At 72.4% G+C, this 13,952-nt stretch carries 14 protein-coding genes; 9 read left to right on the forward strand and 5 right to left on the reverse strand.

What is annotated here, in order from left to right:
• Positions 1 to 81 precede the first annotated feature (81 nt).
• Positions 82 to 594: a LytR C-terminal domain-containing protein gene (locus tag IW249_RS17245; RefSeq protein ID WP_196924823.1), complete on the reverse strand. Its 513-nt coding sequence runs from the start codon at positions 592 to 594 to the stop codon at positions 82 to 84.
• A 433-nt stretch (positions 595 to 1,027) separates the two neighbouring features.
• On the opposite strand from IW249_RS17245, the gene IW249_RS17250 reads away from it, so the two are divergent.
• Positions 1,028 to 1,324: a DUF4193 domain-containing protein gene (locus tag IW249_RS17250; RefSeq protein WP_007075406.1), complete on the forward strand. Its 297-nt coding sequence runs from the start codon at positions 1,028 to 1,030 to the stop codon at positions 1,322 to 1,324.
• A gap of 116 nt (positions 1,325 to 1,440) precedes the next feature.
• On the forward strand, positions 1,441 to 2,319 hold the full coding sequence (locus IW249_RS17255) for a hypothetical protein (RefSeq protein WP_231392555.1): 879 nt from the start codon (positions 1,441 to 1,443) through the stop codon (positions 2,317 to 2,319).
• Between the two features lie 115 nt (positions 2,320 to 2,434).
• Here the strand turns inward: IW249_RS17255 and IW249_RS17260 are convergent, their stop codons facing one another.
• Complete coding sequence (locus IW249_RS17260) at positions 2,435 to 2,968, reverse strand: DUF3093 domain-containing protein (RefSeq protein ID WP_372432971.1); 534 nt, start codon at positions 2,966 to 2,968, stop codon at positions 2,435 to 2,437.
• Between the two features lie 84 nt (positions 2,969 to 3,052).
• Between IW249_RS17260 and dut the strand changes: the two genes are divergently transcribed.
• From dut to IW249_RS17280, 4 genes are all read left to right on the forward strand, one after another.
• A complete protein-coding gene (gene dut, locus IW249_RS17265) occupies positions 3,053 to 3,589 on the forward strand; it encodes a dUTP diphosphatase (protein WP_196921697.1) in 537 nt (178 codons plus the stop codon).
• A 25-nt stretch (positions 3,590 to 3,614) separates the two neighbouring features.
• Entirely contained in the window at positions 3,615 to 4,277 is a 663-nt protein-coding gene (locus IW249_RS17270; protein WP_196921698.1) for a DUF3710 domain-containing protein, read from the forward strand.
• A 114-nt stretch (positions 4,278 to 4,391) separates the two neighbouring features.
• Entirely contained in the window at positions 4,392 to 4,772 is a 381-nt protein-coding gene (locus IW249_RS17275; protein ID WP_030489360.1) for an OB-fold nucleic acid binding domain-containing protein, read from the forward strand.
• Positions 4,773 to 4,797: 25 nt separating this feature from the next.
• On the forward strand, positions 4,798 to 5,481 hold the full coding sequence (locus IW249_RS17280; protein WP_196921699.1) for a DUF3159 domain-containing protein: 684 nt from the start codon (positions 4,798 to 4,800) through the stop codon (positions 5,479 to 5,481).
• 24 nt (positions 5,482 to 5,505) lie between these two features.
• Here the strand turns inward: IW249_RS17280 and IW249_RS17285 are convergent, their stop codons facing one another.
• Positions 5,506 to 6,195 carry a potassium channel family protein gene (locus IW249_RS17285; protein ID WP_196921700.1) on the reverse strand — a complete coding sequence of 230 codons (690 nt, stop codon included), beginning with the start codon at positions 6,193 to 6,195 and terminating at the stop codon, positions 5,506 to 5,508.
• A gap of 3 nt (positions 6,196 to 6,198) precedes the next feature.
• Complete coding sequence (locus IW249_RS17290) at positions 6,199 to 6,864, reverse strand: potassium channel family protein (protein ID WP_196921701.1); 666 nt, start codon at positions 6,862 to 6,864, stop codon at positions 6,199 to 6,201.
• A 163-nt stretch (positions 6,865 to 7,027) separates the two neighbouring features.
• On the opposite strand from IW249_RS17290, the gene IW249_RS17295 reads away from it, so the two are divergent.
• The 3 genes from IW249_RS17295 to dxs all read left to right on the forward strand — a co-directional run bounded on the left by IW249_RS17295 (position 7,028) and on the right by dxs (position 12,472).
• Positions 7,028 to 9,112 (forward strand): APC family permease, encoded by a 2,085-nt coding sequence (locus tag IW249_RS17295; protein WP_196921702.1) that lies wholly within the window; start codon positions 7,028 to 7,030, stop codon positions 9,110 to 9,112.
• A gap of 70 nt (positions 9,113 to 9,182) precedes the next feature.
• Positions 9,183 to 10,400 carry a class I SAM-dependent RNA methyltransferase gene (locus IW249_RS17300; protein WP_196924824.1) on the forward strand — a complete coding sequence of 406 codons (1,218 nt, stop codon included), beginning with the start codon at positions 9,183 to 9,185 and terminating at the stop codon, positions 10,398 to 10,400.
• Positions 10,401 to 10,525: 125 nt separating this feature from the next.
• On the forward strand, positions 10,526 to 12,472 hold the full coding sequence (dxs, locus tag IW249_RS17305) for a 1-deoxy-D-xylulose-5-phosphate synthase (RefSeq protein WP_196921703.1): 1,947 nt from the start codon (positions 10,526 to 10,528) through the stop codon (positions 12,470 to 12,472).
• 192 nt (positions 12,473 to 12,664) lie between these two features.
• On the opposite strand, the gene IW249_RS17310 is transcribed toward dxs, so the two are convergent.
• Complete coding sequence (locus IW249_RS17310) at positions 12,665 to 13,858, reverse strand: hypothetical protein (protein WP_196921704.1); 1,194 nt, start codon at positions 13,856 to 13,858, stop codon at positions 12,665 to 12,667.
• Between the last annotated feature and the right edge of the window lie 94 nt (positions 13,859 to 13,952).

The raw sequence follows: 13,952 nt of genomic DNA on the forward strand, positions 1-13,952 counted from the left end.
CGGGCCACGACCCTGCGGACCACGTCGGTGCCTGGCCGGGCCTGGCCGCCGACCCGGCGCCGCTGTGGGTCGGTTACGCCGTCACTTGGCGGGTGGGGACGGGCAGGAACCCTTCGGCGCCTCCGGCGGGCCCGAGTCGCCGAGTGACTGGTTCACCTCGGTCGTGGTGGCGAGCTGCTGGAAGTTGTTGCCCAGCACCACGTCCACGGTGTCGTCGGTGCGCTTCGGGTCGTAGCCCGGGGTGGCGTTGTTGAGGAAGTACGCCTGGAGCAGGTGCGCGGACCCGACGCCCTTCGGGCCGTACCGCAGCACCGCGACGCTGTTGACCTTCTTCTCGTTCCCGGTCTTCTTGACCTGGAACTGTCGATTGCTGAACTCGTCGGCGACGGTGGAGGCGAGGCCGGGCTGATCCGTGGCGTTGAAGACGTTGATCTTGACGTCCTTGCGCTCGCGCAGGGTCAGATCCGCCAGCGGCCAGCCCTCGGGGCAACCCGCCGCGGTGCCCGCGTTGCCCTGGCTGTCGCGGACCACGGCCACGACGACGAAGACCAGGGCGATGACCGCCAGCAGGCCGACGACGACGAGTGCTCGCACGCGCGCAAAACTCATCAGGGCACTCCCCGGACCTCAGGTGGGTGGTGACGGCCAGAAACGATCGCTCAGGCCGCCGGCCGTCGAATACGCCGCTGAGGTTAACGGTTGTCCGGCCGTCGCGTGGAAACAGCCCGACATGCCGGCGCGGCGACCGCGAACCGGGTACTACTACCCCTATCTTCGTGTCGCCTGAATCACATTGGGAACAACTTCGCGTGCGGGGGCGTACATCTCAGCCGCAAGGGCGGTATACATGCCTCGCCCAAGGGGGGGTAAGGTTCCGCGCTCGCAGGGGAGTCGCCCCGGCGAGCTCGACCCGTTCGGTCCTCGGGTCGGGTGCCCGACACAAGTGGTGGCCGGCCAGCGGAACCGAAACAGCGTCGTCCGGCGTTACAACCGGAAGCGACAACATCGATATGGGAGAGTGAAACCGATGGCCACCGACTACGACGCCCCGCGTCGCGACGAGGTCGACCTCGGCGAGGACAGCCTGGAAGAGCTCAAGGCACGGCGCGTCGACTCACAGTCGGGCGCGGTGGACGTCGACGAGGCCGAGGTGGCCGAGAGCTTTGAGCTGCCCGGTGCCGATCTGGCCGACGAGGAGCTCACGGTCAAGGTGCTTCCGATGCAGCAGGACGAGTTCCGGTGCGCCCGCTGCTTCCTGGTCCACCACCGTAGCCAGCTGGCGGTCGAGCGTAACGGCGAGCTGATCTGCCGCGAGTGCGTCTGACAGCCATGACACCAGCGGCGGCCTCCTGAACGGGGCCGCCGCTGCCGGTGTAGGCATGCGGCAGCGGTGGGTACCTGCTTGACTCGTAGCGGGTAGCCACAGCACCGGGAGGTCCGATGAGCGATCGAGGCGGCACCACCGATGGCGGCACGGACGGCCTGGGTGCAGCCCGTGCCACGGACGACCTTGACGCCGCCCGTGGCACGGACGACCTTGGTGCGGCCGCGCGTACGGATGACCTTGGTGCCACTGTTGCGGCGTTGACCGCGGACGACATCGAGCCGGCCCGGCGCCGCCAACTGCTGACCCGGATGGTCGGGCAGGCCCGTGCGCGTGGCATCTCCGACCTGTTCAAGCCCCGCGCCGCCGTACGGTGGATGGTCGACACCGTCACCGAGATCGCCCCGCACGTGCCGGTGCGGGACCTGGACACGCTGCGCCGGCACTTCCCCGGTCTGGACGACGCCGCCCTGGCCGACCGGCTCATCCGCAACGCGTCGAGGACCACCGCCGCGATCGGCGCGGCCGGTGGAGGCGTCGCCGCCGTCGAGTGGACGGTGGCCCCGACCCTGCTCTCCGCGCCGGTGCTGCTCGCCGCGGAGACCGTGGCCGTGGTGGCGGTGGAGCTGAAGCTGGTCGGCGAGCTGCACGAGATCCATGGAGTGGCGCTACCGGCCACCGGTAGCCAGCGGGCGGTCGCACTGGTGCACTCCTGGGCCACTCAGCGCGGCGTCAACCCGATGGTGCCCGGCGTGGGAGTGGGAGCGGTGCTCGGCACCGCCGCCCGCAAGGAACTGCGGGACATGCTGCTGCGGCGCTTCGGTCGCAACCTCACCACGCTCGGGCCGTTCCTGACCGGCGCGGCGGTGGCCAGCTTCCTCAACCGCCGGGCCACCCAGCAGATGGCCGACCAACTCCAGGTCGACCTGCGTCGGCGGGGCATCGCCCGGCCCGCGCCACCGAACGCCCTCCCGGGCCCGCCGACCGGCACCTGAGCGGGCGTGCACCGCCGGACCGGCACCTGAGCGCCTGCGGCCCCGGACCGGCACCTGACGACCTTCACCGCCGGACCGGCGCCTGGGCCGGCCCAGGCCGGCCTGGGCCGTCGGATCAGCCCGGCTCGCCCGCGGCCGGCTGGGAGGCCGCCAGGGCGTCCCGTGCGGTCAGCACCGCCTCGGCCAGCTCGACCGGGTGGCGGGTGCTCACCACCCAGAACGGGGTCGGATCAGCAGGGTCGTCGAGGATCACCTGCACGGCGCCGCCGATCCACGGTCGCTGCACCACGAAGGCGAGGGGGTCCGCGCCGACGCCGAGCACCTCACGTCGGCCGGCCACGTCCAGCGGCACCACGTCGGCCACGAAACGGACCGGCAGGCGGGCGTCGTCCACCCGCAGTTCGGCCTCGGCCACCCCGATCCGGATCCGGCCCAGCCACCACAGCCCGGCCGCGGTGAGCGGCACCAGCACGGCGAACGGCAGCCAGGTGCGGACGCCGGAGGCGCCCATCCAGATCTCGACGGCCAGCAACGCGGCGGCGACCAGCCCGGCCAGCCACAGCCACCAGGGCAGATCCAGCCGCTCGGTGTACGCCGAGCGGGCGGCGACCGGCGGCTGATCGGTGGACGGGGAGGGCGACATGCTCACTCCTGCGAGGGTACGGCGCACGGCGACTCGACGAACCGGCAGGATGGCAGGGTCACCCCGCGAACCGGACGGAAGAGGGGACCCGTGACCGACGTCGTACCCGTGCTCGTGCAGCTGCTCGACCCGGAGCTGCCGCTGCCCACGTACGCCCATCCCGGCGACGCCGGGGCCGACCTGGTGGCCGCCGCGGACGTGGAGTTGCCGCCCGGCGGTCGTGCCCTGGTGCCCACCGGCGTGGCCATCGCGTTGCCGGAGGGGTACGTGGGCCTGGTCCATCCCCGGTCCGGTCTGGCGGCCAGGCTCGGCGTGACGGTGCTCAACGCGCCCGGTACGGTCGACGCCGGCTATCGGGGTGAGATCCTGGTCAACCTGATCAATCATGATCGGGATGTGCCGGCGAAGATCTCCCGCGGCGACCGGATCGCGCAGCTCGTGGTCCAGCAGGTCGCACGGGCGCGGTTCGAGCCGGTGCTCGAGCTGCCCGCGTCCCGGCGCGGGACCGGTGGGCACGGGTCCACCGGTGGGCACGCCGGGCTGGTGCCGTCGCCGACGGGCCAGGACCGGGTCGAGCGGCGGCCGAGCGAGCTGGGCCGCGGGCAGGCGGAAGAGGTGGCAGGGTGAGTGTGAACAGCGGAGGGCAGGCGCAGTGATCTTCTCCCGAAAGCGGGCCGATGCCGAGCGGCAGACCCGTGACGAGCGGGCCACCCAGGTCCCGGACCAGGGCGATGCGGCGCCGACGCTGGAGCGCGGCCCGTACGACATCTCCGAGAGCTACGACGACGTGCAGCGACTCGACCTGGGCAGCCTGCACATCCCGGCGATCGCCGACGTCGAGGTGCGGGTGCAGGCCGACCCGCAGGGTGTGATCCAGCAGGTGGTGCTGGTGCATGGCGACAACGCGCTCCAGTTGGGCGTCTTCGCCGCCCCCCGGTCCGAGGGGATCTGGGACGAGGTGCGTGAGGAGATCCGACAGTCGCTGCTCCGTGACGGCGCGAGCGCGCAGGAGGTCGCCGGGGAGTACGGCCCGGAGCTGCACGCCCAGGTGCGTACCCCGGACGGGGTGACGAACCTGCGGTTCGTCGGGATCGACGGGCCGCGCTGGATGGTCCGTGGCGTGTTCCAGGGCCCGGTGGCCACCGACCCGGCCATGGCCGGGCCGCTCGTCGAGTGCCTGGACGGCCTGGTGGTCGACCGTGGGCAGGAGGCGAAGCCGGTCCGCGAGCCGCTGCCGCTGCGGCTGCCCCGGGAGGTCGCCGACCAGGCCGAGGCCGAGGCGGGCGACGCCGCCGCCGCGCCGCGTCAGGTCTGACCCGCGCGCACCGGCCCGCCGGAACCAGCCCCGTCGGCGTACGCTGGCGGCACGGTTCCGGCGCCGCCGGGGCCGGCCGGGGACGGCGAGCGTGGAGAGGGTGACGCGGAGGTCATGACGACCGACGAGAGCCGGGTGTCGCTACGGCGCATCCTGCAGAGGTTCACCGCCAGCGAGGCCGAGATCGACGCGCAGGAGCTGCGTCGGGAGAGCGCCGAGTGCGGCGGGATCCCCGCCCAGCAGTGCTCCCGGGGCCAGCTGGTCTCGGTCGCCGGGCGGCTGCGCACTGTGGTCTACACGCCGCGCACCAACCTGCCCACCCTCGAGGCCGACCTGTACGACGGCAGTGACGTGGTCACCCTGGTCTGGCTGGGTCGGCGGCACATCGCCGGGATCGAGCCGGGCCGGCACCTGACCGCCCGTGGTCGGGTGGCCGTGCGGGACGACCGCAAGGTCATCTACAACCCCTACTACGAGCTGGACTCGCCCAAGTGACGGCACTGCGGACGGAAGGCCGGCGATGACGACGGGACAGGACCGGGCGGCACAGCCGGAGATTGACCCCGAGGGCGAGGAGCCGCTGCCGACGATCGCCGAGCAGATGGCCGACCAGCTCGGCGGGTGGCGCGGGCTGGTCGAGTCCAGCATCCCGGTCGTGGTGTTCGTCGTCGCCAACATCATCGGCGAGCTGCGGCCGGCGGTGATCGCGTCGATCGCGGTCGCCGTGCTGATCGCCGGGCTGCGGCTGGCCCAGCGTCGGCCGATCCGGCACGCCGTCAACGGGCTCTTCGGCGTCGGCGTCGGCGCGGCCATCGCCTGGCGTACCGGCGACGAGCGTGACTTCTACCTCCCCGGCATCCTCTACGGCATCGGGTACGGCGTGGCCCTGCTGATCTCGGCCGCGATCCGGCAGCCGCTGGTGGGCTGGATCTGGTCGGTGTTGGTGGCCAAGGGCCGCTCGGAGTGGCGGGCCGACCCGAAGCTGGTGCGCACCTTCACCCAGCTGACAGTGCTCTGGGGTGTGGTCTGGCTGGCCAAGGTGGGCGTGCAGGCCGGGCTCTACCTGGCCCACCAGGACACCGCGCTGGGCGTGGCCCGGCTGGCCCTGGGTTACCCGCCGTACGCGCTGCTGTTGCTGATCACGGTCTGGACGGTGCGCCGGGTCACCCGGGAGTCGCCGCCGGCCCCGCTGCCCAGCGCCTGAGCGAGGCCGGGTCACCCGGGCCGGTCAGCGTGAGCCGCGGGTCCGTTCGACGCTGTCCGGTCCGAGGATCACGGCGCGGACCTGGTCCTCCACCTCGGCGGTGCAGACGAAGATCAGCTCGTCGCCGGCCTCGATCGGGTCGTCCGGGCTGGGCACCAGGACCCGCTTGCCGCGCAGGATCGCCACCAGGGCGGAGTCGCGGGGGAGCGGCACGGCGTGGATCGGCTGGCCGACGTAGGGCGCTGTCGGCGGCAGGGTGATCTCGACGAGGTTCGCCTCGCCCTGTCGGAAGGTCATCAGCCGGACCAGGTCGCCGACGGTGACCGCCTCCTCGACGAGCGCGGCCATCACCCGCGGCTTGCTCACCGCGACGTCCACGCCCCACTGCTCGGTGAACAACCACTCGTTCTCGGCCCGGTTGACCCGGGCGACCACCCGGGGCACCGCGAACTCGGTCTTGGCCAACAGCGACAGCACCAGGTTGGTCTTGTCGTCGCCGGTCGCCGCGACCACCACGTCGCATCCGGCGACGTCGGCCTCTTCCAGGCTGCTCAGCTCGCACGCGTCGGCCAGCACCCACTCGGCGGCCGGCACCCGGTCCGGGCGCAGCATCTTCGGTTGGCGCTCGATCAGCATCACCTGGTGGCCGTTGTCGATCAACTCCTGGGCGATCGAGCGGCCCACGTTGCCCGCGCCCGCGATGGCGACCCGCATGGCTCAGTGCCCTCCTTCCGGCGGCGTCGCCGCCACCGACGTGACAGTCGCCACGATGTCATCGCTGACCAGCATGAACACCTGGTCGCCCTCCTGCATGACTGTGGAGCCGGTGGGCAGCGTGCCGATGCCGAAGCGGATCAGGTAGGCCACGCGCGCGCCGGTCGTGTCCTCCAGCGCCCGCACCGGTCGGCCGATCCAGTCCTTGTGTACGGGCACCTCGACGATCGACACAGTGCTCGTGGGGTCGCGGAAGATCTCCACGTTGCCCTCCGGCACCAGGTGTCGCAGCATCCGGTCCGCGGTCCACCGCACGGTCGCCACCGTGGGGATGCCCAGCCGCTCGTAGACCTGCGCCCGGCGCTGGTCGTAGATGCGGGCCGCGACCCGGGACACGCCGAACGTCTCGCGGGCCAGCCGGGCCGAGATGATGTTGGAGTTGTCGCCGCTCGACACCGCCGCGAAGGCGTCCGCGCGCTCGATGCCGGCCTGCCGGAGCACCTCGCCGTCGAAACCGGCACCGGTCACCGTGATCCCGGCGAAGTCGGGGCCGAGCCGGCGGAACGCGTCGGCGTCCTGGTCGATCACCGCCACCGAGTGCCCTCGGGACTCCAGGCTGTGGGCGAGGGTCGACCCGACCCGACCACATCCCATGATCACGACGTGCACGCTGTCCCTCCCAAGGTGCGTACCACTCCCGCTGCCGGTGGCCTTCGAGTGCGAGCCTGCCACGTCCCGGTCGCGAGCGGGGACCGACCGTACCCCGCCGTCGCGAGCAGCGGTGATCGCCCACCCCCGTGCTCCCGCCGTGGTGGTCGTACTCTTGGCGTTCGTGGCCAGTCCCACCTCGCTGCTGAAGCGGCTTCTTCTCGGTCGACCGTTCCGGTCCGACCGGCTCCAACACACCCTCCTGCCGAAGCGCATCGCGCTGCCCGTGTTCGCTTCCGACGCGCTGTCCAGCGTCGCGTACGCGCCTGACGAGATCCTGCTGACCCTCTCCATCGCCGGTGCGTCCGCGTACTTCTTCTCGCCGTGGATCGCACTGGCCGTGGTCGTGGTCATGCTCACTGTGGTGGCGAGCTACCGGCAGAACGTGCACGCCTACCCGTCCGGTGGCGGCGACTACGAGGTGGCCACTGTCAACCTGGGGCCGAAGTTCGGCGTCGGGGTGGCCAGCGCCCTGCTGGTCGACTACGTGCTCACGGTGGCGGTGTCGGTCTCCTCCGGCGTGGCCAACCTGGGCTCCGTGGTGCCGTTCGTGGCCACCCACAAGGTCCTGATCGCGGTGCTCGCGGTGGTCCTTCTGACCGCTGTCAACCTGCGCGGCCTGCGCGAGTCCGGCACCGCGTTCGCCATCCCCACCTACGGCTTCGTGATCGTGATGCTCGGGATGCTGCTCACCGGGCTGTTCCGGGTCTTCGTCCTGGGTGACGAACTCCGTGCGCCGAGCGCCGACCTGGTGATCCAGGCCGAGCACAGCGTGACCGGTTTCGCGCTCGTCTTCCTGCTGCTGCGGACGTTCAGCTCGGGCGCCGCCGCGCTCACCGGCGTCGAGGCGATCTCCAACGGGGTGCCGGCGTTCAAGGCGCCGAAGAGCCGCAACGCCGCCACCACCCTGCTGCTGCTCGGCACCATCTCGGTGAGCATGCTGGTCGGGATCATCTGGCTGGCCCGGCTGACCCACCTGCAGTTCGTCGAGGATCCGGGCCTGCAGATCGTCTCCGGCCCCGAGGGGTACGTGCAGAAGACGGTCACCACCCAGCTCGGGGAGACGGTCTTCGGTTCCGGGTCGGTCCTGCTCTACGTGCTGGCCGGGGTGACCGCCCTGATCCTCTTCCTGGCCGCGAACACCGCGTTCAACGGTTTCCCGGTGCTCGGCTCGATCCTCGCCCAGGACCGCTACCTGCCCCGCCAGTTCCACACCCGGGGCGACCGACTGGCCTTCTCCAACGGCATCACCTTCCTCGCCCTCTTCGCGATCGTGCTGATCGTCGGCTTCCAGGCCGAGGTGACGAAGCTGATCCAGCTCTACATCGTCGGGGTCTTCGTCTCGTTCACCGTCTCCCAGGTCGGCATGATCCGGCACTGGAACCGGCACCTGCGCACCGAGCGGGACCCGGAGGCGCGTCGCCGGATGCACCGCTCCCGGGCGATCAACACGTTCGGCGCGGGCCTGACCGGCGCGGTGCTGGTGATCGTCCTGATCACCAAGTTCCTGCTCGGCGCCTGGATCGCGATCGCCGCGATGGCGGTGATCTACGTGCTGATGCTGGCCATCCGCCGGCACTACGACCGGATCGCCGTCGAGCTGACCCCGCCGGACGAGGGCCGTGCCGTGCTGCCGGCCCGCAACCACGCCATCGTGCTGGTCAGCAAGCTGCACCAGCCGACGCTGCGGGCCATCGCCTACGCCCGCGCCACCCGGCCGGACACGCTCACCGCGGTGACCGTGAACGTGGACGAGAAGGACACCCGGGACCTGCAGGCAGACTGGGAGCGGCGGGAGATGGCCATCCCGCTCACCGTGATCGACTCGCCGTACCGGGAGATCACCCGCCCGATCCTGGACTTCGTCGCCTCCACCCGCCGCAAGTCGCCCCGGGACGTGGTCACCGTGTTCATCCCGGAGTACGTGGTCGGCCGTTGGTGGGAGAACCTGCTGCACAACCAGAGCGCCCTGCGCCTCAAGGGCCGGCTGCTCTTCGAACCGGGGGTGATGGTGGTCAGCGTGCCGTGGCAGCTCGCCTCGACGGCGAGCAAGAACCTGGACCGGCTGGACGCCACGCTGTCCCGGACCCCGGCGCGAGGGCCACGCAGCGTCGTGCCGCCGCTGGTCGCCGCCCCGCCGGTGGTCTCCGCGCCGCCCGGCGAGGGTGGTCCCGAGAACAACGAAACGATGGGGAACACCCGTGACTGAGTCGGGCGGTCAGCGGACCGCGACACCCCGGACGCCGTCGGCGTCGGCCCCGTCGGCGTTCGAGCGGGGCCTGGCCGAGGCGGACCGGGTCGAGCTGACCGTCGACGCGGTCGCCCCCGGCGGGCACTGCGTGGCCCGGGTGGACGGGCAGGTGGTCTTCGTCCGGCACGCCCTGCCCGGTGAACGGGTCATCGCCGAGGTCACCGAGGTGCACCGGGGGTTCGTCCGGGCCGACGCGGTGACCGTGCTGGAGCCCTCACCGGACCGGGTCGAGCCACCCTGCCCGTACGCGAAGCCGGGTGCCTGCGGGGGCTGCGACCTCCAGCACGTCGCCCCGGCCGCGCAGCTGGCCTGGAAGACCGCAGTGGTCCGCGAGCAGTTGGTCCGCCTCGGCGGGCTGACCGACGTCGAGCTGGACCGGCTCGGCGTCGGTGTCGAAGCGCTGCCCGGTGGGCTGCTCGGCTGGCGCTCCCGGGTCCGTTACGCGGTCGACGCCGCGGACCGGGCCGGCCTGCTCAAGCACCGCTCGCACGAGGTGGTGCCGATCGACCGCTGCCGGATCGCCCACCCGGCCATCCAGCAGCTGCCGGTGCTCACCCCGACCGGTGCGCGCTGGCCGGCCGCCGAGGCGGTGGAGACCGTCGCCAGCACCGGCGGGGACGTGACCGTCACGGAGATCCGCGACGGGGTGCCCACCCCGGTCAGTGGCCCGGCCGAGGTCCGCGAGGTCGCCGCCGGACGGGACTGGGCGCTGCCGGCGTCCGCGTTCTGGCAGGTGCACCCGGCCGCGGCGGACGCCCTCTCCGCGGCGGTGCTGGAGTTGCTGGACCCGCAGCCGGGTGAGATCGCCTGGGACCTCTACGGCGGCGCTGGGCTGTTCGCCGCCGGGCTGGCCGCACGGGTCGGCGCGACAGGGCGGGTGACAGTTGTCGAAGCGGCGGCGCAGGGTGTCGCCGCCGCCCGGGAGAACCTCGCCGACCTGCCCCGCGTCGAGGTGGTGTCGGCCCGGGTGGAGACCGCGCTGGCCCGCCGACGGATCACCGGCCCGGTCGACGTGGTGGTGCTCGACCCACCGCGCTCCGGGGCCGGCGCCCCGGTGGTGCGCGCGCTGGCCGCCGCCGGCCCGCGGGCGGTCGCGTACGTGGCCTGTGACCCGGCCGCCTTCGCCCGGGACGTGCGGACCTTCGCCGACCTCGGTTGGCGGTTGGCGGCGCTCCGGGGCTTCGACCTCTTCCCGATGACGCAGCACGTCGAGCAGGTCGGGCTGCTGCTTCCGCCGGAGAGGTAGAACACCGCGCGTCCGCGTTTGTCGGCGCCTGACCGGCTACTCAGCTGCCGACTCCCCGCCCACCCCGGGTGGGCGGGGCTCGGGCCGGGCTGCGGAGTACCGGGCGGCCGATAGACTCTCCGGTCATGAGCGTTGAAGAGGACACGGCCAACCACGGCCGGCTGCTGGGGACGGTTCGCGGTCCGCAGGACGTCAAGCGGATGTCCGGCGAGGAACTGGACGTCCTCGCCGCCGAGATCCGGGACTTCCTGATCACCAAGGTCTCCCGCACCGGCGGGCACGTCGGACCCAACCTCGGTGTGGTCGAGCTGACGCTCGCCATGCATCGCGTCTTCGACTCCCCCCGGGACCGGCTCCTGTTCGACACCGGCCACCAGGCGTACGTACACAAGATCATCACCGGACGTCAGGCCGGCTTCGACAAGCTCCGCCAGCGCGGTGGCCTCTCCGGCTACCCCAGCCAGGCGGAGAGCGAGCACGACCTCATCGAGAACTCGCACGCCTCGACCGCGCTGTCCTACGCCGACGGCCTCGCCAAGGCGTACGCCCTCCGGGGTGAGGCGCGCAGCGTCGTGGCAGTGGTCGGCGACGGCGCGCTGACCGGCGGCATGTGCTGGGAGGCGCTGAACAACATCGCCACCGCCGGCAACTCGTTGGTGATCGTGGTCAACGACAACGGCCGTTCCTACTCGCCCACCATCGGTGGCCTGGCGGACCACCTCTCCTCGCTGCGGCTCAACCCCGGCTACGAGAAGGTCCTCGACACCGTCAAGGACGCCCTCGGCTCCACGCCGCTGGTCGGCAAGCCGATGTACGAGGTGCTGCACGCGGTCAAGAAGGGCATCAAGGACGCGGTCGCCCCGCAGGCCATGTTCGAGGACCTCGGCATCAAGTACGTGGGCCCGGTGGACGGGCACGACGTGACGGCGGTCGAGGCGGCGCTGCGCGCGGCGAAGAACTTCGGCGGCCCGGTCATCGTGCACGCGGTCACCCGCAAAGGCTACGGCTACCGTCCCGCCGAGGAGGACGAGGCGGACTGCCTGCACGGCCCCGGCAGCGCCTTCGACGTGGAGACCGGCGCGCTGCTGGCCGCCCCGTCGGTGAAGTGGACGCACGTCTTCGCCGACGAGCTGCTGGCCATCGCCGACGAGCGCCCGGACGTGGTGGGCATCACCGCCGCGATGGCCGAGCCGACCGGCATCGCCAAGCTCGCCCGCAAGTACCCCGAGCGGGTGTACGACGTGGGCATCGCCGAGCAGCACGCTGCCACCTCGGCGGCCGGGTTGGCGCTCGGTGGCCTGCACCCGGTGGTCGCGGTCTACGCCACCTTCCTCAACCGCGCCTTCGACCAGGTCCTGCTGGACGTGGCGATGCACAAGCTGCCGGTGACCTTCGTGCTGGACCGGGCGGGCATCACCGGCCCGGACGGGCCGAGCCACTACGGCATCTGGGACATGTCGGTCTTCGGGGTGGTGCCGGGGCTGCGGATCGCCGCTCCCCGCGACGCCGCCACCCTCCGGGAGGAGCTGCGCGAGGCCGTTGCCGTCGACAACGGCCCGACCGTGGTGCGGTTCCCGACCGGTGCGGTCGCCGCGGACCTGCCGGCGCTGCGCCGGGTCGGCACTGTCGACGTGCTGGCCGAGTCCGCCCGTACCGACGTGCTGCTCGTCGCGGTCGGCTCCTTCGGCCAGTTGGGCATGGAGGTGGCCGCCCGGGTCGCCGAGCAGGGCTACGGGGTCACCGTCGTCGACCCGCGCTGGGTGCGTCCGGTCCCGGCGGAGCTGGTCGACCTGGCCGCCCGCCACCGGCTCGTGGTCAGCGTCGAGGACGGCGTCCGGGTCGGCGGGGTGGGCGACGCGCTCGCCCAGGCGATGCGTGACGCCGACGTCCGGGTGCCGCTCAAGGACCTGGGTGTGCCGGCCGACTGGCACCCGCACGGCACCCGCGCGCAGATCCTCGCCGACCTGGGCCTGACCGCCCAGGACGTGGCCCGCAACGTCACCGGCTGGATCTCCGGCCTGGACGCCACTCCGGACCGCCTCACCGCCAGCGACGCGGCAGCGCAGAACTAACGAGAACGAACGACGGCGGGCGTCCCTCGGGGCGCCCGCCGTCGTGTATCCCTGCCCAACGCCCCGCCCCGCCCCGCCTCGCCGATCTTGCACTTTCGGTCGGCGTGATGCGCCTTGAGCCCCGATTTGTCGGCGCAGAAAGTGCAAGATCGCGCGGGCAGGGGGTGGGTGGGGAGCGCGCTGCCCGGGGGGTTAGCGGGGGGAGATCGAGCGGTAGTGGGTCTTGTCGGTGTTGGCGAGGCTGTAGGTCTGGGAACGGGACGGGGTGGGGACGACCGCCAGGCCGGGCCGTTCGACAAGCAGGGGAGTTCCCGGTGGGACGGACAGGGAGCTGTCCCGGGTGGCCCGCCAGCTCAGCACCACCAGCGGCTGACCGGGCACCGGCAGTTGGTACGCCTGCAACGGGGTGGCCCGGTCGGCGGGTGAGACCACGGGCGCACTCCCGTCGGCCGGTCGATAGATCACCGCGGTCATCGCGCCGGCGTCGGTGTCCCAGCTGAGCTGCTGCAACTCGGCCGGCTCGCCGCCGCCGAGGGCGACCTCGCCGAGCGAGCGCACGGTGAGCTTCGCCATCGGCCAGGACGTCGGCACCGAGCGTGGGGCGTCCCGGTCCCCGATCCGGCGTGGAATGCTGCCGAACGGCCCCCGATCGCCGGCCAGCACGCAGGTGTCCAGGCCGGTGAGCGCCCGCCGGCCCGTGCCGGACTCGTCGCGAACCAGCGGGTAGCGCGGATCGACGGTGCCGGTGCCCAGGTCGAGTAGCCGGTCGGCGGCCCGCCCCCGGGGCAGCGACTCAGTGGTTCGCAGGGTCGCGGTCACCCCGACGGCAGTGCAGGACGGCACGTCGACCGGTGCGCTGAGGCCGTCCGCGATGGCGAGCGTCCGGTCCTGCGGCCCGAGGAGGGTCTGCACCCGGGCCGAGACCAGGTAGCGCCGGCCGCCGGCCGTCTGCACCGGCAGCACGTCGGAGTAGACGAGGTAACCCGGGTCGGTGTACTCGGTGGCGCGGGTCACCGCGTACCGGTCGCCCTCGCGCGTCAGTTGCAGCAGCCAGGACGCGCTCTCGCCGGGTACGTCGGCGGCCACCAGCGCCATCGGGGCGCCGTCGACCCGACCGGAGAAGAGGATGCCGGACGAGGGCAGGTGCGCGCGGTCGTCGGCCGGCGACCGCCAGTCGCGGACCGCCGCGGTGACCGCCGACGTCGCCGTGTCGTCCCCGGAGAGGTCGCCGCGGGGCGGCCATACGGCGAGAGTGCCGTCCAGGCTGTCGTACCCGACCCGGAGGTCCTGCGGCTTCCGCTCGGCTACCGGACCGCAGGCCGTGGCGGCCAGCAGCGCGCTCAGCAGGACGGGAAGCGCCCTGCCGTACCGACGGCCTGGAGTCACCTGGCCCGCCCCCGATCGCCTCGCAGTCGCTGTCGGAAAGCGCCATAGTACGAGATGTCCGGTGCGCCACCTCAGTTGGCCGGCGCCCGACCCA

Origin of the sequence: Micromonospora vinacea (assembly GCF_015751785.1) — a bacterium.
In the GTDB taxonomy this organism is placed as follows: Bacteria; Actinomycetota; Actinomycetes; order Mycobacteriales; family Micromonosporaceae; genus Micromonospora; species Micromonospora vinacea.